At 43.2% G+C, this 20,895-nt stretch carries 19 protein-coding genes; 10 read left to right on the top strand and 9 right to left on the bottom strand.

Annotated features, from left to right (window positions below):
* Window positions 1-82: 82 nt before the first annotated feature.
* Complete coding sequence (locus tag R7E78_RS12145; protein ID WP_005375528.1) at window positions 83-394, top strand: AzlD domain-containing protein; 312 nt, start codon at window positions 83-85, stop codon at window positions 392-394.
* Here the strand turns inward: R7E78_RS12145 and R7E78_RS12140 are convergent.
* Both R7E78_RS12140 and R7E78_RS12135 read right to left on the bottom strand, forming a co-directional pair.
* Window positions 391-1,005: a fumarylacetoacetate hydrolase family protein gene (locus R7E78_RS12140; protein ID WP_017635857.1), complete on the bottom strand. Its 615-nt coding sequence runs from the start codon at window positions 1,003-1,005 to the stop codon at window positions 391-393. The genes R7E78_RS12145 and R7E78_RS12140 overlap by 4 nt on opposite strands.
* Before the next feature lie 220 nt (window positions 1,006-1,225).
* Window positions 1,226-2,284 (bottom strand): porin, encoded by a 1,059-nt coding sequence (locus R7E78_RS12135; RefSeq protein WP_042521502.1) that lies wholly within the window; start codon window positions 2,282-2,284, stop codon window positions 1,226-1,228.
* A 609-nt stretch (window positions 2,285-2,893) separates the two neighbouring features.
* Here R7E78_RS12135 and R7E78_RS12130 point away from each other — a divergent pair.
* From R7E78_RS12130 to R7E78_RS12120, 3 genes are all read left to right on the top strand, one after another.
* A complete protein-coding gene (locus R7E78_RS12130; protein WP_213867820.1) occupies window positions 2,894-3,865 on the top strand; it encodes a porin in 972 nt (323 codons plus the stop codon).
* A 464-nt stretch (window positions 3,866-4,329) separates the two neighbouring features.
* A complete protein-coding gene (locus tag R7E78_RS12125) occupies window positions 4,330-5,187 on the top strand; it encodes a DMT family transporter (protein WP_005375542.1) in 858 nt (285 codons plus the stop codon).
* A gap of 43 nt (window positions 5,188-5,230) precedes the next feature.
* On the top strand, window positions 5,231-5,845 hold the full coding sequence (locus R7E78_RS12120) for a glutaredoxin domain-containing protein (protein WP_005385185.1): 615 nt from the start codon (window positions 5,231-5,233) through the stop codon (window positions 5,843-5,845).
* Between the two features lie 127 nt (window positions 5,846-5,972).
* On the opposite strand, the gene R7E78_RS12115 is transcribed toward R7E78_RS12120, so the two are convergent.
* The 3 genes from R7E78_RS12115 to R7E78_RS12105 form a co-directional block, all read right to left on the bottom strand.
* On the bottom strand, window positions 5,973-6,107 hold the full coding sequence (locus tag R7E78_RS12115) for a hypothetical protein (protein WP_017635854.1): 135 nt from the start codon (window positions 6,105-6,107) through the stop codon (window positions 5,973-5,975).
* A gap of 133 nt (window positions 6,108-6,240) precedes the next feature.
* Window positions 6,241-6,588 carry a hypothetical protein gene (locus R7E78_RS12110; RefSeq protein WP_005375501.1) on the bottom strand — a complete coding sequence of 116 codons (348 nt, stop codon included), beginning with the start codon at window positions 6,586-6,588 and terminating at the stop codon, window positions 6,241-6,243.
* 176 nt (window positions 6,589-6,764) lie between these two features.
* The gene (locus R7E78_RS12105) at window positions 6,765-7,958 is read right to left on the bottom strand and encodes a multidrug effflux MFS transporter (protein WP_017821607.1); all 1,194 of its coding nucleotides are present in this window, start codon (window positions 7,956-7,958) and stop codon (window positions 6,765-6,767) included.
* Between the two features lie 105 nt (window positions 7,959-8,063).
* On the opposite strand from R7E78_RS12105, the gene R7E78_RS12100 reads away from it, so the two are divergent.
* Together R7E78_RS12100 and R7E78_RS12095 are read left to right on the top strand one after the other, a co-directional pair.
* Complete coding sequence (locus R7E78_RS12100) at window positions 8,064-8,951, top strand: LysR family transcriptional regulator (protein WP_137283110.1); 888 nt, start codon at window positions 8,064-8,066, stop codon at window positions 8,949-8,951.
* Window positions 8,952-9,134: 183 nt separating this feature from the next.
* A complete protein-coding gene (locus tag R7E78_RS12095) occupies window positions 9,135-10,955 on the top strand; it encodes a putative bifunctional diguanylate cyclase/phosphodiesterase (protein WP_006742077.1) in 1,821 nt (606 codons plus the stop codon).
* A gap of 107 nt (window positions 10,956-11,062) precedes the next feature.
* On the opposite strand, the gene R7E78_RS12090 is transcribed toward R7E78_RS12095, so the two are convergent.
* Window positions 11,063-12,346, bottom strand: coding sequence for a peptidoglycan DD-metalloendopeptidase family protein (locus tag R7E78_RS12090; protein ID WP_318057906.1), 1,284 nt, complete (start codon window positions 12,344-12,346; stop codon window positions 11,063-11,065).
* A gap of 124 nt (window positions 12,347-12,470) precedes the next feature.
* The gene (locus R7E78_RS12085) at window positions 12,471-13,100 is read right to left on the bottom strand and encodes a hypothetical protein (protein ID WP_318057905.1); all 630 of its coding nucleotides are present in this window, start codon (window positions 13,098-13,100) and stop codon (window positions 12,471-12,473) included.
* A 200-nt stretch (window positions 13,101-13,300) separates the two neighbouring features.
* Here R7E78_RS12085 and R7E78_RS12080 point away from each other — a divergent pair, with 200 nt between their 5' ends.
* The 4 genes from R7E78_RS12080 to R7E78_RS12065 all read left to right on the top strand — a co-directional run bounded on the left by R7E78_RS12080 (window position 13,301) and on the right by R7E78_RS12065 (window position 18,655).
* On the top strand, window positions 13,301-13,702 hold the full coding sequence (locus R7E78_RS12080) for a GFA family protein (RefSeq protein WP_047101644.1): 402 nt from the start codon (window positions 13,301-13,303) through the stop codon (window positions 13,700-13,702).
* Between the two features lie 153 nt (window positions 13,703-13,855).
* On the top strand, window positions 13,856-14,527 hold the full coding sequence (locus R7E78_RS12075; RefSeq protein ID WP_005375484.1) for a YoaK family protein: 672 nt from the start codon (window positions 13,856-13,858) through the stop codon (window positions 14,525-14,527).
* 455 nt (window positions 14,528-14,982) lie between these two features.
* Window positions 14,983-16,347 carry a YjiH family protein gene (locus tag R7E78_RS12070; protein ID WP_017635848.1) on the top strand — a complete coding sequence of 455 codons (1,365 nt, stop codon included), beginning with the start codon at window positions 14,983-14,985 and terminating at the stop codon, window positions 16,345-16,347.
* Window positions 16,348-16,783: 436 nt separating this feature from the next.
* The gene (locus tag R7E78_RS12065) at window positions 16,784-18,655 is read left to right on the top strand and encodes a methyl-accepting chemotaxis protein (RefSeq protein WP_132936350.1); all 1,872 of its coding nucleotides are present in this window, start codon (window positions 16,784-16,786) and stop codon (window positions 18,653-18,655) included.
* Between the two features lie 144 nt (window positions 18,656-18,799).
* Here R7E78_RS12065 and R7E78_RS12060 read toward each other — a convergent pair whose 3' ends face one another.
* The gene (locus R7E78_RS12060) at window positions 18,800-19,147 is read right to left on the bottom strand and encodes a hypothetical protein (RefSeq protein WP_213972135.1); all 348 of its coding nucleotides are present in this window, start codon (window positions 19,145-19,147) and stop codon (window positions 18,800-18,802) included.
* A gap of 232 nt (window positions 19,148-19,379) precedes the next feature.
* A complete protein-coding gene (locus tag R7E78_RS12055; protein WP_005375474.1) occupies window positions 19,380-20,537 on the bottom strand; it encodes an amino acid permease in 1,158 nt (385 codons plus the stop codon).
* Window positions 20,538-20,895: the final 358 nt, after the last annotated feature.

Raw genomic sequence — 20,895 nt, 5'->3', positions numbered from 1 at the left:
CGAATATAAAACTGCCACCTAACCCAGTTTAAAATTATTTTATGATGGCCTAGCAAATGGGGAAACGTTCATATAAACGCTAATGATCATGTTGGCTATTTTACTGATGACGGTACTTGTTTTCACCAGCCGCTACTTGTTTTTAGAACCCAAGCTACCATTGCGATTAGGGACGCGCACTCAAAAAGTACTCAATTACGCTAGCCCAGCAGTACTGACTGCGATCTGGGCACCTATCGTTTTCATTCCAGATGGGGAGCTCAGCGTCAATGTGCAAAACCCATTTTTACTGGCTGCCATACTGGCTGCTTTAATCGCGTATTTTACTAAAAATGTTCTTTTAACGACGGTTATCAGTATGGTGGTATTTCTCGTTCTACGAATTTGGCTTTAATCCGCCAACCACTCAATCTCCAACAAGGTGACATCGCCACACTTTAATCGACCAAGGAAGATGTCACCTTCATGTACCTCACCAACGCCCTTTGGTGTACCGGTCATCACTACATCGCCATCTTGAAGTGTTGTGTAACTGGTTAATTCATCCAGGATAGTTAGCGGCGGATAGAGCATTTGGTTAACGTGACCTTTTTGTACACGAACACAGTTGATTAAGAGCTCAAGGTTAAGATCATTGATATCAATGTTATCCAAAGAGACAAACCGACTAAACACAGCAGAGCCATCAAATGCCTTAGCTCGCTCCCACGGCAACCCCTGATTTTTAAGCGAGGATTGCAAACCACGCTTGGTCAGATCCAATCCCAAACCAACCGCTGAATAACGTCCATCCTTGATCAAAAAGCAGATTTCAGCCTCATAATGAAGGGGCTCTTGATGGAATGAACGCAGAGTTGTTGATACGGAAGTTGCGGGTTTATTAAATACCACCATTTGCTCAGGCATTGCATTATTAAGCTCATGAATATGTTCAACGTAATTTCGTCCAACACAAAGCACTTTACCCACTTCTACTTTCTTTTCTTCAACTTGAATAACACTCATCATTCTTCCCTGCAAAACAAAAATCCCATCATAATCTAACCTATTGACTTAACGACACTAAATAGCAACCTCTAGTGTAAAAAATAAGACATTCACCCCGTTTTGAGTTTTGTATCATCTAATTGAAACAGCAAAGTATTTGTAAAACAAATAGACAAAAAAGCCAGCACGAGGCTGGCTTTAGATCAATGAGCTGAATAATAGTTCTCGCTAAATCCTATTATAGGTAGTAACGAGCACCTAACGCCCATTTGTCATCAGTTTCACGACCATTGTCGTCATTTAGGTCAAACTGGTAACCCGCGTAACCAACAAATTTAGGCGTGAAGTTGTATTCTGCTTGTAGTGCCATTTCTTCACGAGCAGTTTCTGTTTTAGAGCTCTTAAACTCTTTACCTTCCACCATCTCATAGTTAACACTCAAGTTTAGGCTGTTTGCTAGAGCGTATGCGATGATCGCTTCGTATGCATCACTTTCTTCTAAACGGTCGCCTTTTGCACTGAAGTTCATGTTTTCGTTTGAACCATAAACCGCAGCAAGGAATAGGCCTTGGCCGTACGCACCGTAAGATGCTGATACAACGTGTGATTCCGCCGTGTGCTTACCTGCATATGCAGGGTGCTGGAAATCGCCGCCATTGTAAGAGTAACCGATTTTAGCGCCCATGATTGAGTAAGAAAGCGCAGCTTGCACACGGTCATCGTATTTAGCACCGCCAGTTATAACTCCAGCATCGTTGCGCGTGTAATCATCGTTTGCACCCTGCCAACCAAGACCAAAGTTGATCACACCCGCTTCACCCAGCTCGATGGCATTACGGTAAGAAAGCATTTTATCCGCACGGCCAGTGCCAAGGTTTCCATGATCGTCATAGATGAAGTCGTTGGCAAACGCGATTGGCATATCTGCAATACCTGCGACATCGTAGTAAGGTGACCATTGCGTACCACCTACTGCACGACCATAAACCTCATGCGTTATACCTAAGTAACCTAGACGAGTTTTAAACGACTCTTCACCACCGTCTAAGTAGTTTAGCGCCCATTCACCACGTGCGTCTGCGGTGAAGCCATTACCCAAATCCTGTGTCGCAGAGATATTGATACGAGGAGAGTTAGTACCCACATCCGTGTCACCTTGCTCTGATCCATTTAAATTAACAGAAACGTGGCCGCCCATCGAAAATGTTGTGCCATCGTTATTATATAGTTCCACTGCAACTGCTTGAGTACCGAAGGTTGCTGCCGCGATTGCCGCTGCTAATAATTTTTTATTCATTTCTAAATCCATTACTTATTAGTTGGTTAGTCAGTTTTAGACCCGGCTTTGGTTCACTTTCGTAAAAACGAAATGATGAACAAAGAGAGGAATACAAAGGCTATCCGAGGCATCGTTTCCACCAGATTAGTTTTACCTTTGTGTAACAACTGCCGACACTTTATTTGATTAGTTCCTGACAACCGAGTGAAAAGATCTCAGACAAAACCTAAAAAGCAATCGTTTACTTAGCCTTCAAGAAATCGAGAAATAAAAACCTTACAATAAGAAATGCTTTAGAGAGAGTTAGCTCACAAATAGCTGATGATTCGCTATTTTTAGGCCAAACTTCCCTGCCAAATTGAAATGTTTACTTACATTTAGGGTCAAGAAACAATTCAGGAACTTTTTGAAAAAAACACAGTCTTCAACGGAGAGGAAAAAACCTCAAAAAAGATAAACCTTTCTTTTTATAAGTGGTATGAGAAGGGGCACTTATTCTCGCCAGCAATAAAAGTGCAATCAAATCATAACTTAACAGAAATCTATCTTTCATTTTCAGCCTTTACCTTAGCGTCATCAACACATCGGGCAAGAAAGCCCATCGATTACAACTAGGGTAATAAGAAAATGAAAAAGGCAGCACTAACTACTGCAATTCTTACAGCATTGGTATCAGCACCATCATTCGCAGCAACTGTATACAAAAACGACGGTACTGAATTAAAAGTTGGCGGCCGCGTTGAGTTTCGTGGTGACTTCATCGGTTCAGACGGTGCTGAAGTTGAAGGTTCCATGGAAGATAAAAGCCGTGCTCGTCTTAACCTAAAAGGTAAAACAAACATCGGCAACGGCCTTTCTGCTTTCGGTGTTTACGAAGCCGAACAAAAAACGGGCAAGAGTGAATTCAAAAACCGCTACATGTATGCAGGCGTCGACTCTGATATCGGTGCTTTCTCTGTAGGTCGTCAAGACATGGCTGCAGTCATCATCTCTGACATGACGGATATCACAGAATTCTCTGGTGTTCAGCAAGTTATTGATTCGTCTTCTGATAAGCAAGACAGCGTTTTCGCATACCGTGGTGCGTTTGATGCACTACAACTTCAAGCAACCTACCAAGCAAACTCTAGCGATAACGAAGATAAATACGGCATCTCTGGAATGTACTCACTACCAATGGGCCTCGACTTTGGTCTTGCATACTCTGGTGGCGATGTAGATAAAGATAACTCTGAAGATCAAATTCTAGGTGGTATCGCTTACTCGATGGACAACCTTTACCTAGCAGGTACTTATTCTCAAGGTTCCCTGACTGACTCTGAAGACTTTACGGCTTACGAGCTAGTCGCAAGCTACAAAGTAGCAAGCAAAGTGACACTTGCAGCTCTATACACAGCTCAAGAGAATGATCCAGACAACGGTTCAAAGTACGACACAGTTGAAGGTATCGAGCTTGTTGGTTACTACAAACTAAACAGCAACTTCCGTACTTACCTGTCTTACTACATCAACCAACTTGATGAAGCAAAAGATGCAACAACAGGTCTAGTAACAGAAGGCGAAGATACACTGCGCCTAGGCGTACGTTACGATTTCTAATTCACTCTTGTCCTAAGAGCGAGTCCACTTGGCCAGCACCTTTGCTGGCCATTTTTTATTTAACCCAACACAACTCGATAAGTTTTCACACTATCCAAGCATCGCTCAGCAATGAAAGACGAGCGTAACGACGCCTACTTCTGCCCTCTTTTAATGCGATTGATCACTAAGTTAGTGCATTTCATCTAATCGACAACATAGAAAAACCAAAAAACCATTTAAAATCAAATATATAAAAGTTGGCACGTGTTCTGCAATATTATTTATGCAAATGCATGGCAGCGTTTGTGCTTCTCGTTCTTTGTACCTGTTATAACAGGCACGTCCTTTGAATTGGTAATGTCGCCTCCCTCTGGGAGGCATTTTTTTATTGGCGCGAAAAACAATAGGACGTATGATCCCGCCACCTCTATCAAACTGGAATTTTTCAATTGAATCATCATCCTGTTCAAGGTGCGTCCTGGATGCTAACAGCTGGCTTGGCATTCGCCATAGTGAACAGCTTCGCCCAAATTGCTAGCATCAACTTTGGTGTCTCCTCCACCACATTTGCGTTATTCCAATATGCAATCGCCTTATTTGTTATTCTGCCCTACCTACGTACACTTGGGATTAGACGTTCTTTAAGAACCCAACACTTTGGCTGGCATGCATTCCGCATTTTTCTCTCTGTTATCGGGATTCAACTTTGGTTATGGGCTCTCGCTTACCCAGTTCCAATTTGGCAAGGTATTGCACTTCTCATGACCTCCCCGTTATTTGCCACAGTTGGTTCTGGCTTGTTACTCAAAGAGAAAGTAGGTACTGCACGCTGGTTAGCGACATTGACGGGGTTTGTTGGTGCCATGATCATTCTTGAGCCTTGGGCAGACTCATTTACATGGGCGACCCTGCTCCCTGTTGGCGCCGCATTTTTCTGGGCAGCGTATTCATTAATGGTAAAAAAAATGTCGGTAAACGATCCGCCATCAACCATGGTTGTCTATTTATTGCTGCTGATAACACCATTTAATATCTTGTTAGCGATACCGACGTTTACTATGCCAGATACGTGGACGATATGGGGTGTGCTTTTAGCCGCAGGTGCACTTACAGCACTCGCTCAATGGGCTATCGTTAAAGCATATGCAGTAGCAGACGCCTCATTTGTGCAACCATTTGATCACGCCAAACTGCCTTTGAATGTTGTTGCTGGTTGGTTGGTGTTTGGTTGGGTGCCACCTGGTCGTTTATGGTTAGGTGCTGCGATTATTATTGCATCTATTGCGTTTATTACGCATTGGGAAGCGAAAAAGACAAAGTTAGTTGAAAGAAAAATCTAATTTAAAAGTTCTATATTTTCAGGAAAGGAAATGAGGAACCCATATGAGTCAACCAATCAAAATTACACTGTATCGCTGGGCTGGTAGTTGGGGCCCATTCAAAGTCAATATTCCTTGTGGTGAATGTACATTAACCAAAGATATTTTAAAGGATACTTTTGAAAACGAACTAGCCGATGTGCCCGTTGAACTTGAAGTAAAAGATTGGTTATCGCACTGGTGGGAACCATTAAAAGCGGGGGCTTGGCATGCACCCATTCTTCTTGTCGAAGGGAAAGTTATCAGCCAAGGAGAAGCATTGAATCGGGGTGTGCTTGTACAGTCTGTTATTGCTGAGTGGGTAAAACGCGATGAGCTAAAAGGTAACATTGTTTATGGTAAAGCAACTTGCCCTTACTGTGTCAAAGCCAAACAATTACTTGACGAGGCTGGCGTTCAGTATGAGTACCATGATGTAGTTAAAGACAGCGCCGCCTTATACCGTATGATTCCTGAAGTAAAAGCCATCATTGGCGAAAAAACACCGGTAACAGTGCCGCAAATCTGGTTAGATGGAAAATATATTGGAGGCGCTGACGATTTAGAAAAGTGGTTATCAGCAAAGGGGCTAGATAAAGTGCCTAACAATGTTGTGGAGATACCAAGCCAATCCGCGTAATTCTAGATTTAAATGTCATCAGTCTTTGAGTAGCGTTTTGCCAATGTTGTGCAATATGTTGGCTACTTACTAACAACAAAACAGAGAAAAGCAAAAAGCCCTGATTTTTCAATCAGGGCTTTTTAAATTATTTCGCCAGTTTTTTAATAACACGAGCAAAAACAGAAGCTTTTTTCTTCTTCGCTTTACCGTAAAGCGCTTTGTGCATCGCGTCTTTTGCAATCATCTGGCCAATATAAGCACCACCAAGTTCGTTACCCATGACCTTCTCCTGAATGTATTGACTTAACTATGTTGTAATTTTACACCACAACTAGATAAAAACAAGACCAGGGTCACATTTATTTTGTAATTAACTTTCAGATTGGTTCTGATTACTTTTTCTAAACGGGCGCCTATCGCTTAGGTTGCTGGTATGTTTTACCCGCTGCGACGTACGTATCTTTCTGTTTGATTTCAAAGAATGTTTCAAAGAACCACGCAGCAAATTTGATCAAGTGATCGCCTTCATTCATGACGTGCTCCACGTATTCTTGCTCTTCTCCGGACTCGTCTTCTTGAGTGGTAATATGGTAAATACGTTTCTCACCATCAACTTCTGCAAGGCCAAACTGACCCGTTAGGGATTGCGCCGCTTGTGCAACTTCTTCTTCCTCACACGCCTTCAAGATTTCAAGTGCCTTTGGCATGCTTTCTTGCTGAGTAATTTCTTTTACCAGTGTTTCAAATTCGTTTTGTTGCATTCTTTCACCTAACGATTAGAGATCGGATAGCCATTGGGCAGAAATGTATTCCAAGCTTGAGAGAAGTATCAAGGTTCGCCCTCTTCCTTTCAAACCAAGTCATTCACTATACACAACAGGCCAGACTTAATTTAGCTGCGCATTTTAGAAAGCCGACCTTCTGGTTGCAAGTATATTCAGATGGAAGTTTCTGCTTGAACCGTCCCTTCTGGCACTTTACGAAATTGGCTTAGTACAAGAACAAAGCAAGAAAGTAACGCAATAAACAAATAAAACACCCCAAGCTGCTGCTGATTCGTAACCCATGAGTCTACTAAGTACCCACCAAACAAACCTGCTAAACACATTTGAATAGAACCAGATAGCGCAGAAACCGCGCCTGCCTGTTGCTTATGTGGTGAAAGTAGCAAACTGATCGATACCGGGAATGACATTCCTTGAGCAAAACTTAAACACGTGAATGCCGTCAGCAATGAAAATACACTGAAGGGGGTAACCAACAACATGAAGCCTGCAACAGCAACAATCGCGAAACTCATCAGCAAGATTTGCTGAGCTTTGTAACGAGCATTGATCAAGTTCAGCACTAAGCTACCCGTCAGCAAACCAACTGATGGTATGATCATCAAAGAGCCGTAATCTGCCGCCGTTAATCCTAACTCTTGTTGCATTAAAAATGGATACAAGGAGAGCGTAACCAGAGCCGATAAATAACTAAGCCAGTTGTAGCTCGCACTACCAATCACTTGTGTATTCGTTAACAGACGCAAATAGTTCGCGCTTACTTCGCCTACTTTAAATTTTCTCTTCGGATAAGGCAGCGTTTCTGGCAGCACCAATAAACCAAGTGTAAAAATTGCCATTAAGTAAATCAGTACAAACACGAAGACAGCATGCCAACTCAGGTGAAAAGCAATCCAGCCACCAAACAGCGGAGCAATAATTGGCATCACTGAAGCAGTGACTGAAATATAAGATAGCGCTTTGGTTAATTGCATACCGTCATAACTATCACGCAGTACTGACCGACCAAGTACCGAAGCGCTGCCCGCTCCTAGGCCTTGCAGTAACCGTCCCGCTTCAAGGGCAACAATGTTGTCCGAAAACGCGATGCAAATAACCGTACCAACTAGATATACACTTTGCCCCAGAATAAACACCGGCCGACGACCAATCGCATCAGACAATGGGCCGTAAAAAAGCTGAGAGATACCGAAGCCAACGAGAAATAGCGTGACGAGATTCTGAATCGAATGTTGCGGCAAATTCAAGTCATGACCAATCAATGGCAAAGAAGGAAGATAAATACTAACGCCAACTTGGCCTGTGGCAATGATCATCATCGCTAATAACAATGGTGTTTTACGCAAACGTTCCTCCTACTTTGTGACAGATTGATGGCAAACAGTGTATATTTGATACTCAAAGATGATAATCAGCTAAGTTGGAAAGGAATTAATTCCCAAGGAGACACAATGGACTGGATTCAAAGCGTGAAGAGTTATATTCGTGTGGTCGAAGAAGGTAGCTTTAATGCAGCAGCGCGGAAACTCAATACCACCAGCTCAGCTATCAGTAAACGAGTTCAATGGCTAGAAGATAAAATTGGCGTTCAACTACTTAAACGCACGACCCGCTCTATTAGCCAAACTGAAGCTGGTGCGCTGTTTTATCAACGAGCAAAAAATCAGTTGGATTCATGGCAATCGGTATTAGATGAAACTCGCTCAGTCAATCAATCACCAGCGGGGTTATTGAAAATTGGCGCGACACTGGCGGTTGGTTCTAAGTTTTTGGTGCATTACCTAGATGATTTTCTTGAGAAATATCCAGACATCACGCTTCAATTAACGACAACGCTACCAGGCCAATTGCCAGAGCTAAGCTTAGACCTGTTTATTAGCCGGGAATTAGAGCAACTGAACTCTCTGAGTTTCAAAGCCACTGCGCTTTTCGAACATAAAGCCCAGTTTTACGCTGCGCCTAGTTACCTAAAAAAATACGGCACCCCACAATGCGTTGAGGATCTGACAGAGCATAATGTCCTGATTTGGGGTGAAAAGCCCTCACGAGAAATCAAAACCAATCGAGGTAAACGTATCAGCTTGTCCGGTAACTTTGCCACGACTAACCCAGAAGCGCTGTTTCATGGTGCCAAAAGAGGCATGGGTATTCTGATGACGAATAACGTCATGATCAAAGATGATCTCAAATCCGGCGCGTTAGTGCCTATCTTGCCCGATATCACAGCGGATAAAGCCATTGTATATGCCTACTATCCAAAGCTGGATTATCAACATACCCGAACTAAGCTGTTCCTCGATTATCTCAAATCGCGATTAGAAGAGGAGAAGCGCGCCTAGCTTAGCGTTTTTATCGCTATACCTTTAAAAGGTTCAAGCATAAAAACATGAAAATAATGATTTGTTCGTTCACAAAATTTGAAAAATTCGCCTTAGTAACCGATAGTTTATTTGATGCATATCAAATAATAATTCTTCGTGTCTCACACGATATGGTAATCACAACGCTAGGTGAAATGCTCAATGGGTCAGGTACAAATCAGTTTCCACAAAATTGATGAAATATTGAAGCTAAACGGCACGGCTCAGCTAAACCGAGTCACGTTAGATATTCATCAACAATTGCAGAGCCATTGCACTTGCGTTGTAGAAGTTGCGCATCTTCAGCATTCGGCTCATACCATCTCCTTCGCTAGCAATGGAAAAATTACAGACAATCTAAGCTACCACCTTTCAGGCACCCCCTGTGAAAAAGTGGCAAAAGACATTGGCGAACATATTTTCTATCAGGACCAAGTTTACAAACGCTTTCCTGAAGATCAGATGTTTCAAGAGGATGGCATTCAGGCTTACATTGGCCTGCCATTGAAGACACAAAATGGCGAGGTTCTGGGAATTTTATTGTCTACCTTTACCCGAAGCATCCACGCTAAGGAAGCGCAAGATATCCTCGACTTCCACCGCTTTTATGCCAATGTCATTATTCACAGCTTACGTGAAAAGTGGGTCAGTGAACGTTCAGATAAGCTTCTTAATCAGCTTAGCTATGAAGTATCGCATGATAACCTAACTGGACTGCTCAACCGTAGCTGTTTAGCTGATACCTTGGAGACATTGACGCAACAGGCCACTCGTCCATTCAGTTTGGCTTACCTAGACATCGATAACTTTAAATCGATCAATGATATCAACGGAAACTACATCGGCGACCAAATCATTAAGTTTACGGCGAACGCCATTCAACAAAGCTTGTCATCGCCAAACAACGCTTTTCGTGTCGCAGGAGATGAATTCGCCTTCATTACTTACGACGAAGATCCTGTCGCCGTGTGTCAGGAAGTACTCGACAAAATTGAAAGCGGCTACAGCGACAAATCTAACCGAATTTCTTTCACTGTTAGTATTGGTATCGCGCGCGCACCAGTACATATGTTGAACAGTGATGAGCTGATTTTGAATGCTAGCCTCGCTCTCAAAGACTGTAAAAAACATCGCGATACACGAATTCAGCATTACGACACACATCTTAGCGCCCTTTATCACCGTAGAACTCAGCTTATTGAAGCTATGCGCATTCAACTTAGCGCTGACATACATGATAGCGAAGAGTTGTATGTCGTTGTTCAGCCAATCGTAGATATCACAAGCGATCGCTGGAATTACTTTGAAATCCTAGCCCGCTGGAACAGCAATGTTTACGGAAATATCTCCCCTGCGGAATTCATTGAAGCTGCCGAACAATCAGGCCTGATTATCGAGTTGGGTGAACGTATTATTGAACTCGCATGTATCGCAAAACAAGAGCTAGAAGCCAACTTAGGATACAAAGTCAAACTCTCTATCAATTGCTCTGCCTATGAGCTGGTCGACTCTAACCGCTATATTAACCACCTAACTAACATGGTTGAAAAGTATCAGCATGAAGCAAAAGACTTTGTTATAGAGCTCACCGAGACCGTTTTACTCTCGCAAAGTGGCCGTGAACAGATGGTACTTAACTCATTGCGGTACTTAGGTTTTAAAGTCGCGTTGGATGATTTTGGTACGGGATACTCAAGCTTGAACTATATACACAATTATCCGATTGATAGCATTAAAATCGATGCAACCTTCGTTCAAAACATGCTATCAAATACAACCTCTGAACAAGTGGTGTTTTTGATAGCGCAATTGGCAGAACTGCTTGATGTGGATTTGATTGCCGAAGGCGTAGAAGACGATAGAGCACTACAAAAGTTAATTGAAATGGGCTGCCACTACATTCAAGGCTATTTCTACTCTCGCCCACACAGTGTTGATGAAATCGTACACCTGATAAATGAACGTGAAGTGCGGAGCGCCTAAGAGCTCTAAACAAGCGACGGTCATGGAATGTAAATCTAGTTAATGCACAAAGTAAAAGAGACCAAGCTATGCTTAGTCTCTTTTTATTTTTTGAGCGAAGTACTTTGTTACAGCACTGCTTTCTCTTTATCGCGTAATAGCTTATCCATTTCATCTCTGTTCGCGACAAAGGTTGCCATCTCTTTCTTAGGAACAGAGCTCGCCATTGGGATGTTTGCTCGCATAGCGTTAACTGGACGGCCGTATTCAATCAATTCATAGTGAAGGTGTGGCCCTGTCACTCGCCCTGTTTTACCGGAAAGACCGATACGCTGGCCTCGAGAAACCTTTTGCCCTTTCTTCACCAGAATCTTACTTAGGTGTAAGTAACGGGTTTTGTATTTGCTGCCGTGCTCAACAACCACGTAGTTACCCGCATAAGGGTGTTTACGAGTCATGATCACTGTACCGTCACCAGTAGAAACGACTGGAGTACCGGTTGGTACGGCAAAGTCAGTACCGTTGTGCGGCGCGACACGCCCCGTTACTGGATGTAAACGATTGGGATTGAAGCCAGAACTGATACGCCAACGGCTACTTACAGGATAACGCTGGAATGCGCGCTGCAAGCTTTCGCCTTTGGCATTGTAGAATTGACCATCGGTATGAAGGTAAGCCGTGATTTCACGTCCGCGATTGTAGATCTTAATCGCCTCAATTTCGTTCTTGCCCGTTGGCACACCATTGATGCTTTGCGAACGACGAACGACTTCAAATCGATCACCTGCACGAAGATCACGCCCAAAGTTGAGTTGCTCTTTGAGTAAGCTCACAACTTGACTCACTTCTGCCGACGTTAAACCTAAACGACTCGCAGAAGAAGAAAAACTGCCTTGAATAACGCCAACTAAAGGTTCTTGGCTCCACACGCCAGGAATGGAAATATCAGTAAAGTCATAGCTACCATCACTATTCAGCTTGTAGACCACCTTATCTGCAATAGAAAATTGCAGTTCCATTTTCGCTAACTCGCCTGTCGCATCATCACGCCAGAAACGGAGCGTATTGCCCGGCTTAAGTGTATCAAGTGCCAAGTAGTTCAAATCCGTTTCCATTACTTTCATTAACGAGCTGTAACCGAAACCGAGCTGACTAAAAATAGTGCTTAGGTTGTCACCTGCTTGGATTTGATATTCGAAGTTCGGGGGAGTGACAATTTCGGCAGTTGTCGCATCAAGAATTTTTTCAACGACCTGAGATTCAGGTAGGTTCAATGCGATGGTTTTGGTTAAAGATGACTCTTTGAGAGAGTGAGAAACACCAATCGCAACTAAAACTGGCAAGGAGTATAACAGCAGCGCTCTACGACTTGTCAGATTCGGCAACCGTCTTGTAATTTCATTTGTAGACACGGGAATTACTATCTCCTTTCAAACAAGGCTCATAGCTTATGCATTCCAGAATAAGAAATCACTAGGAAATTTCGAGATCTAGCGCAGAAAATACTGAATTTTTACAGAACTCAAAAAAAATTCATCACTGTTGCATATGTAAGTTATTCCCTACACGCTGTAATGTGGATGAATTGAATTGATTTGGCGTGTCTGCCATTGCTTGATCGTCACCGTGCGCTAAATATGAAAGCGTGATAGTTGTATCACTTTTCCATTCGAGCTGAGTAAATTTCACGCGGTCACCAACAAAAATACTGTCTAAAAGGACAACTCGGCTCGGCACGGGGTCAAACTTGAACAAGCCAACATAGTTAAACGAACCGCTACCTTGTGTCGTTACAATCATCGGTGCAACAACCCATGAAACACCTTCAATCTCACGCTGACTAATCGACGCAGTTGGAACAAGTACCTGACCTTTTGTCGCACCTGCATCATAGTCACCGATCAAATAGCCGTTTTCTTTATCCCACTCATCAAGAAAAGTGACCGCACCCTGCTCGGGTACTTGGATCGTCCAAGGGTTACGTGCAGTGATGCCAAGCGTCTCTTGCACAATAACGTTCGTTTCTACTTCTGTTTGAGGAAACTTAGCCATGATCTCGTCATCAGACAAACTAAAACGATAAACACCTGCGATCACAACCACAACTAATAAAACGATTGGAATAAGTAGAATAAGTGGTATCGGCAGGATTTTTTTGTAAGTCATGAAGGCTTCCTTGTTTCAAGGTATAAACGAAAAGCGAGTATACCATTGTATACCCAAATGATTTCACCTCTTCAAGTGTTTCAAAATTAAACTAAACTGATTGTATCCAAATAGTTTCAAGTCCAGAGCTAATAACGAGCCAGTGACACAAGCTCTGTGCTCTAGGTCTATCGGTGTGTTGGGACAAATAGGTAATCACGATGACAAAAACCATTCATACATGCGAGTGCGCCTGCGGTTTAGTTGAGATCCGTTGTAAGGGAGAGCCCACCCACACGTCTGTCCGTCATTGCTTCGAATGCCAAAAACGAACTGGCAGTGTTTTTGGGGTACAAGCTCGCTTTGAAAAAGAGCACGTCACTTTAAACGGTGAAGTCACTAGCTATACCCGAATTGGCGATGATGGCAGTGAGGTTCAGTATGACTTTTGTCCATCCTGCGGCACGACAATGAGGTTGTTCGTTTCTGCATACCCAGAAATCATGATCATTCCCGTCGGTCTATTTACCGATAAAGAGTTCCACCAACCTACCGTTTCAGTCTATGAACAAATGAAACACGGGTGGGTGAGTTTCGAATGCACAACGGAACACATCTGCTAGCGAGCAATCCTCGTTCACGTATTTACTTTGGCTCGGACAAACGACCTATAAGTGAGATTTTTTTGAGAATGATCAATCGAGTTTTACTGTAAAGGGTTTCGTAACTCGGTGTGAGCGTTATAATCGGCTCCTAATATTTGGTTGGGGTTTATTGTGATTTCCAGACTTCCTCGTTGGGTGGAATATGGCGCGTTTCTACTAGCTCTTCTCGCGGGCTGCGTCAACGCCGTTGGTCTTCTCGGCTTTCAACACCAAGCGATAACTCATCTTTCGGGAACCGTAACTCAGCTAGGGAACAGCTTGCTAACAGGTGTGGATAGCTCCATTCACCTGCTCTTCATCGTATTTAGCTTTTTGATTGGCGCTGCCTTTAGCGGCTTTTTTATTGAAAGCAGTGCGTTAAAACTAGGGCGAAGATATGGTGTTGCACTGTGCATAGAAGGGAGCTTGCTCTTACTCAGCTTGGGCTTTTTGGTGCAAGGGGATTTGTACGGCCAATATCTAGCATCAGCAGCATGTGGATTACAAAACGCAATGATCACCACGTTTAGCGGCGCAGTAGTCAGAACCACACATATGACCGGAATCATCACCGATCTAGGGATTATGATTGGAGAGAGCTTGAGAGGTCGTCAATTTGACCGACGTAAAGCAAAATTATTCCTATTCATTTTCTTTGGCTTTTTGTTTGGCGGCGTCGCGGGAGCGGCTCTATTTACGGTATATGGTTTATATACGCTGGTTTTCCCAGCAATATTGGCTTTTTCTACAGCTCTGATTTACTGGAGTTACCTATACATACTTAGCCGTCAACAAAAAGCATAAAATTTCGATCCGATTGAAGCGACATGCTTCAATCGGATTTGGCTCAATAGGTTCACACTGCAACGGTACAAGAAACGCTGAACGGTATTTTGACACCACTAAAAACCTTAGAATAGATAAGGCTAACTGAATTTCTGGCAAAGAAGTTAGTTAGATCAAAATCACATTTGTTTACCATTTTATTATTCCAGTCACAATGCGCCCCATAATTCACTGCGCAATTCGCCCCTCGTGCTACAATTTTCTAACACAAGCAACATATTCGCATACACTTAGACGTTATTTGACCAATTACCCGACAAATCGGCTGAATAACTAGATGTATTTAATGAATAGTATTGCAATGGATGCAGTTTGCGGGTACCCTCCGCAAAACTGTGATTAAATACGGATGTTTAGTGAATATTTATGTCATGGAAATGGCAAGTATTGACTAGTAGTAACACGAGACAACTATGCATAACACCACTAATGCTACTGAAGCTCCTAAGGGCAACTTTTGGATGTTTTTCATCCCTTCCCTAATTGGTCTTCTACTCTTTATGGCTCCGATCTCTTACGATGGTGGCCTAACCATTCCCGTTGCCGTGATGGCAAAAGTCATCCCAGCGGTGTTAGGCGATACCTTGATTGCTATCGTCACCAGTATCATCGCTTTCATGGCCGTTGCTTCTGTTCTTTGCAAAATTTTTAAGCCAGCTGCAATTTTACGTAATGGTTTTTTAAACGGTCTCTTCAACCCATCTCCACTTTGGCTCGTTGTTCGTTTAATCGGCGGCGCTGCCGTGTTAATGACGTTTTTCCAAGTGGGTCCAAAAGCAATTTGGGAAGAAAACACTGGCGGGCTTGTTCTTACTGGTCTCCTACCTACTCTGTTTGCCGTTTTCATTTTCGCGGGTTTACTGCTTCCGCTTCTTTTGAACTTCGGTCTTCTGGAGCTATTTGGTGCGTTACTCAGTAAAATAATGCGTCCGGTATTCAACCTACCTGGCCGCAGTGCAATTGACTGTATGGCATCTTGGTTAGGCGACGGAAGTGTTGGTATCTTGCTAACCAGCAAGCAATACGAAAATAAGTTCTATACTCAGCGTGAAGCGGCTGTTGTCGGGACCACTTTCTCAGCAGTATCGATCACGTTTAGCTTAGTTGTTATCGCTCAGGTAAAACTAGAGCACTTATTTTTGCCTTTCTACGGCGCTATCTGTCTAGCTGGTATCGTAGCTGCGATTATCATTCCTCGCCTGCCTCCGCTTAGTCTGAAGAAAGATCGCTACATTGACGGCAGCAACCCTGATAAAGACGCAGATGCAGTGCCAGAAGGCCACACCACATTCTCTTGGGGTATGGATCTAGCTCTTAAGCGAGCTGGTCAAGTCACATCGGTTCAGTCTGTATTTAAAGAAGGCGTACACAACGCAGTCGATATGGTATTTGGCGTACTACCTGTAGTTATGGGTCTTGGTACCGTTGCATTGGTGATTGCAGAATACACGCCTGTATTTGCAATTCTGGGTCAACCGTTTATCCCATACCTAGAGCTACTGCAAGTCCCTGAAGCTGTTGCAGCATCACAGACAATCGTTGTTGGCTTTGCGGATATGTTTATTCCAGCAATTTTAGCGGCCTCAATCGATAACGAAATGACACGTTTTGTTATTGCGGCAATGTCAGTAACTCAGCTTATCTACATGTCGGAAGTAGGTGCCCTACTGTTAGGCAGCAAAATTCCAGTAAACATTGTAGAGCTCTTCGTAATCTTCATTTTACGTACGCTAATCACGTTACCTGTGATTGCTGGCGTTGCTCATCTTATTTTCTAAAATCGAGACGTCAATTAACAAAGGCTCCGCATCGTCGGGGCCTTTTTTATACCTAAAACTCCGTCCACATTAGGCTTTTAGTAAAAAGCTCATAGTTTACAAAGACAAAACTTAAACAAAACACCTGTCAGCACCAACAAAATTTTCATCACCTCACCTGTAAAACCAGTTGATACCACTGTTTGTTAAGCAATTCTTTTCATTATGACGATTTCATTAATCGAGCTCGCAAACATGATCACACTCACAAGTTTTAACGTAAACTATCGTTTTGTTTAAATTTAGTTAAAAAAGACGACAAATGAGTTCATGTTTTTGACAAAGATGTCGATAAAAATATAACCAAACACAATAGGTTTCTCTTTATGCCCAATTCGCTCGGTTTAAAAGAGGCGAAAGCAAAGTGGAACCAACCGGGAGAATCAGAGGAAAGCTCATGAAATTCAGACATAAGGTTGTCACAGCCTCTTCATTTTTGCTGCTAATTACCGTGTCGTTATTGTCGACACAACAAGTTATGACCATCCGCTCCCAAACTCAGGAGCAAATCGACTCAAGTGTCAACGAGATATTGACCAGTGTTGGTAACACTGTGCAATCAGAAATGGATGCAAAGAAGGATCTCGCTCGCTCCATTACTGAAGTGATTGAGCTTGATCCCAGTTCACATAGCTATGTTCAAAACATACTTGAAAGACCGACGCCAAAAAGCAGCTTCCTTGCCATCGGTTTTGGTTATGAAAGTAATGGCTTTGTGATTGAAAATGACGACGGCTGGGATGCGGGTCCAGACTACGACCCACGTCAGCGTCCTTGGTTTATTGCAGCTAAGAGCAAAGGCGATTTGGTCGTAACCGATCCGTACGTCGATGCGTCTTCGAAAAACGTTATCATCTCTGTTGGTACACCAGTAAAAGAAAATGGCCAGTTTTTAGCCGGTATGTTTTATGACCTCGAATTAACTACTCTTTCAGATCTGGTCAACCAAGTGAATCTGTTTGATGCTGGTTACTTATTTCTGGTCACCGCTGATGGCACAACCATTGCTCACCCTCAAAGTAAATACAACGGTGAGAAAGTCGGTAGCTACCTCCCGCAAATCGAACTTACGCAATCAGCACAACATGTTGAGATTGATGGCAACCGCTACATGGTTAACCTGACTCACATTCCTGGCGAGAACTGGTACGTAGGTTCGGTGATCGATGAAGCTGTTGCCTATTCTGCCGTAGGAGAGCTTCGTAACAACGCTATTATTTATTCAATCATTGCCGTGATTGCATCTATTATCGCCCTAACTCTGTTGATTCGCACTCTCATGCGTCCTTTGGACACGCTAAACAATGCGATTAAAGATGTAGCATCAGGGAAAGGCGACCTTACACAACGCCTCGAAACAGATACTGACCAAGAGTTTTCTGAGCTTGCCACAAACTTCAATACGTTCATGGAGAACTTACAACAGCAAATCATTGAGTCGAAACGTATTTCTGATCAAATTTTAAATGGAACTCAAATCACCGCTGAGGGCGCAAAAGACTCGGCAGGCGCAATTCACACTCAGCTGCAAGAGCTAGAACAACTTGCTACCGCGATGCATGAGATGTCTGTCACCGCGACAGAGGTTGCTAATAATGCGCAAGGTGCGGCAAGTGCAGCCAAAGAAGCCGACCAAGCAACGGTTGAGGGGTCTTCTATCGTTGGTGAATCGACACAAACGATAAACATGCTTTCCGATAGCATTGACCTTGCAGTCGAAGAAGTACAAGTGTTGGAATCTGCTACTGCCAATATCGAAACGATTCTAAAAGTCATCAACGATATTGCGGACCAAACGAACTTACTCGCGTTGAATGCCGCAATCGAGGCTGCACGTGCGGGAGAATCTGGCCGAGGCTTCGCCGTTGTTGCAGATGAAGTACGTACACTGGCACAACGTACTCAAGAGTCGACAACAGAGATTCGTACTATGATTGAGCAACTACAATCTGGCGCTTCATCTGTGGCAAATGCCATGCATCAAAGCAAAGGTAGTGCTATAGAGGCCGTTGAAAAAGCGGGTTTAGCAAATAGTGCGTTACAACGCATTCGTGACGCGATTCAGCGTATTTCCGATATGAACTTGCAAATTGCCTCAGCAGCGGAAGAGCAAAGCCTTGTCGCTGAAGAGATCAACAACAATACGGTGAATATTAAAGACCTATCGACTCAAGTCGCCGAATCGGCAAATCGAACCAACGACGCGATGCAGGCGCAACAAGAAGATGTACATAAACAAGATCAAATCTTAAATAGATTTACTGTCTAACACTCATCTAAGCAAAAACAGCGAGCACCGGCTCGCTGTTTTTGCTTTTAACCCTCAACCCTAGTATTGGTCGATGTTACATGTGCCATGTTGTTGCTATTAAGCTCAACATTACAAGAACGCCGACTATGTGCCCTTTCAAGTTTAATTGAACTCGACATGGATATAGCGATCATTAGAACGGCGATAATAACGGTCGTCCACTTTTAGATAAGTGAAATCTCCAATCTTTATGTAGGTACTATTCCGAGGAATTCGGTCATGGTAATAGTAACTGCGCCTTGGTCGTCTGGTCTCCACATAAATAACGTCACGATGTTTGTGTTTATGTTTATGCTTGTGCTTGCGCTTGTGTTTATGATGGTAGTTATGCGCATGATGGTGATCGTACCGATGTCCATGCTTATGCTTCGGGTCAGCCACCGCTTCTGTACTCAACACACCTAAAGACAACATAACGCCAACCATGGCAAAAGATAATTGCTTTGACACAACAGAGCCTCTTATTCATATCAACATCGATATAATAGAAGGGTGAATCACTGTACATGTCAGCCTTTCGCTAAGGAGTTTTACTAAAAAGTCAGCGCTAACCGTGATTATCCGAGGAACGTCAAACATCACAAATGCTGATGACTTCGAGTGGCCTGGGTTCGGCTATGAATACAAAAAAGCCGCCCGTTTGACTACGAGCGGCTCAGTTTTTAAATAAGCTAGCGTGATTTTATACTGCTTGGGCAAACAGCAAGAAACAGCCGAATAGGAAGATCATGCTCATTCCCATTGCGCCGCCACCAGCTTCATAAATATTGTCATCTTCTACCGGCACTCGGCGCACTTTCATGGTCATTGATAATGGAACAAAGACCGCGAGAAACACAAGAATAATCCCCGCGTAGCTGAGAATAGCTAGGAAGTGTTCTGGCGCAAATACAGCACCTAATAGTGGTAGCACAAAAGTAGTAACAAAAATCACTGGCTTACTTGCTTTCAGTAGGTCTGCATTTTGATCGTATAGCGCCATTGCAACACCTAAGAACGACGTTAGTAGTGCCAAACCAGTAAACATGGATAGGATGAACTCTAAGCCCTCGTATTGCTGACCTAGTACCGAGATCAACTCTGTTACGTTGGAGTATTGAACAAGCTCATGAGGTGGTAGATTGCCGACAACCGCTAACAACCATAACAGGTAACAAACAAGCGGAATAGTTGAGCCCACGATAATCATATTACGCAGCTGTGTTTTACTCGCTTCTTTGTTGTAAGTTACAAGCGATGGGATCACGACCATAAAACCGAAACTGGTGAAAAGCACCGAACTGGTTTTGATAAGTGCCATTTTATCGTCGCTCACAACCTCATCAAGTCCTTCAAACGAGACGCTTGGTGCAAGCGCAAAAAGTGTCAGGATCAGCGCTACGATCATGCCTAGGAACAAACCGCGATTCAGCTTATCTACTACCCCTGTACCTGCCGAAACAATGATACCAACTAAAAGAGTAAAACCGACTTGGCTTGAGATCGTAGATGTTGGAAGCCCAATTGAGGCTGTTACTTTTTGTACGAGATCACCCGCACCAATGATGTAAGCCATTAATAGACAAACTAACAGGGCGTAAAGCAAGCTGTTGGTTACCAACTGGCCTCCTTTACCAAGCGTTTCGCGAGCAATTGCATTCATGCTCACACCACCACCTACTTTACAACTGGCTTCAAGAAGGAGCAGCGCAGCATAAGTTGTTCCAGCCCAGATGAACAACATAAGAAGAGTGCCCCAAAGGAGGCCAAATTGAGCAAGCACCATTGGTATAGCAAGCATACCAGCGCCAAGAGCAGTACCTGCAACGATCAGGGAGCTGCCGACAAGTTTTAGGTTCACGGTTAATACCTCTAAATTCAATCCGTTAATTTCTCACCAGTTGTGCTTTATCTAAAGCACACAACAAAACGCTCCGACTTAGTCAAAATTTGGTTACAAGAGCACTATGTTACAAGAGCCCTGTATGGCTAAGAAAACATGCAACAAAAGGTGGTTAATCATTTGCACATGAACACTTGAGAGTCATTTTTGGCGATGTCATCGTTGATGAAATGTGCGCAACTTTGGGTTCGAAGCAAAATTGTTCATCTTAATTCATCAACCCCATTCGTTATGAATGGATTTGGTTCGAAAAGATTGTAAGGCATAAGCAGGACGATTGAAAAGCAAAAGGTCAATCTTATAGCGATATATTTTA

It is taken from the genome of Vibrio sp. YT-19(2023) (genome assembly GCF_033337395.1).
Note: the sequence above shows the minus strand (reverse complement) of the source record. Positions and strands in the feature narration are given on the sequence as shown.

Bases quoted from the DNA above. Each gene is read 5' to 3' on its own strand.
- R7E78_RS12145 (WP_005375528.1), top strand. From the start codon at position 83: ATGATCATGTTGGCTATTTTACTGATGACGGTACTTGTTTTCACCAGC.
- R7E78_RS12140 (WP_017635857.1), bottom strand. From the start codon at position 1,005: ATGAGTGTTATTCAAGTTGAAGAAAAGAAAGTAGAAGTGGGTAAAGTG.
- R7E78_RS12135 (WP_042521502.1), bottom strand. From the start codon at position 2,284: ATGAATAAAAAATTATTAGCAGCGGCAATCGCGGCAGCAACCTTCGGT.
- R7E78_RS12130 (WP_213867820.1), top strand. From the start codon at position 2,894: ATGAAAAAGGCAGCACTAACTACTGCAATTCTTACAGCATTGGTATCA.
- R7E78_RS12125 (WP_005375542.1), top strand. From the start codon at position 4,330: ATGCTAACAGCTGGCTTGGCATTCGCCATAGTGAACAGCTTCGCCCAA.
- R7E78_RS12120 (WP_005385185.1), top strand. From the start codon at position 5,231: ATGAGTCAACCAATCAAAATTACACTGTATCGCTGGGCTGGTAGTTGG.
- R7E78_RS12115 (WP_017635854.1), bottom strand. From the start codon at position 6,107: ATGGGTAACGAACTTGGTGGTGCTTATATTGGCCAGATGATTGCAAAA.
- R7E78_RS12110 (WP_005375501.1), bottom strand. From the start codon at position 6,588: ATGCAACAAAACGAATTTGAAACACTGGTAAAAGAAATTACTCAGCAA.
- R7E78_RS12100 (WP_137283110.1), top strand. From the start codon at position 8,064: ATGGACTGGATTCAAAGCGTGAAGAGTTATATTCGTGTGGTCGAAGAA.
- R7E78_RS12095 (WP_006742077.1), top strand. From the start codon at position 9,135: ATGGGTCAGGTACAAATCAGTTTCCACAAAATTGATGAAATATTGAAG.
- R7E78_RS12085 (WP_318057905.1), bottom strand. From the start codon at position 13,100: ATGACTTACAAAAAAATCCTGCCGATACCACTTATTCTACTTATTCCA.
- R7E78_RS12080 (WP_047101644.1), top strand. From the start codon at position 13,301: ATGACAAAAACCATTCATACATGCGAGTGCGCCTGCGGTTTAGTTGAG.
- R7E78_RS12070 (WP_017635848.1), top strand. From the start codon at position 14,983: ATGCATAACACCACTAATGCTACTGAAGCTCCTAAGGGCAACTTTTGG.
- R7E78_RS12065 (WP_132936350.1), top strand. From the start codon at position 16,784: ATGAAATTCAGACATAAGGTTGTCACAGCCTCTTCATTTTTGCTGCTA.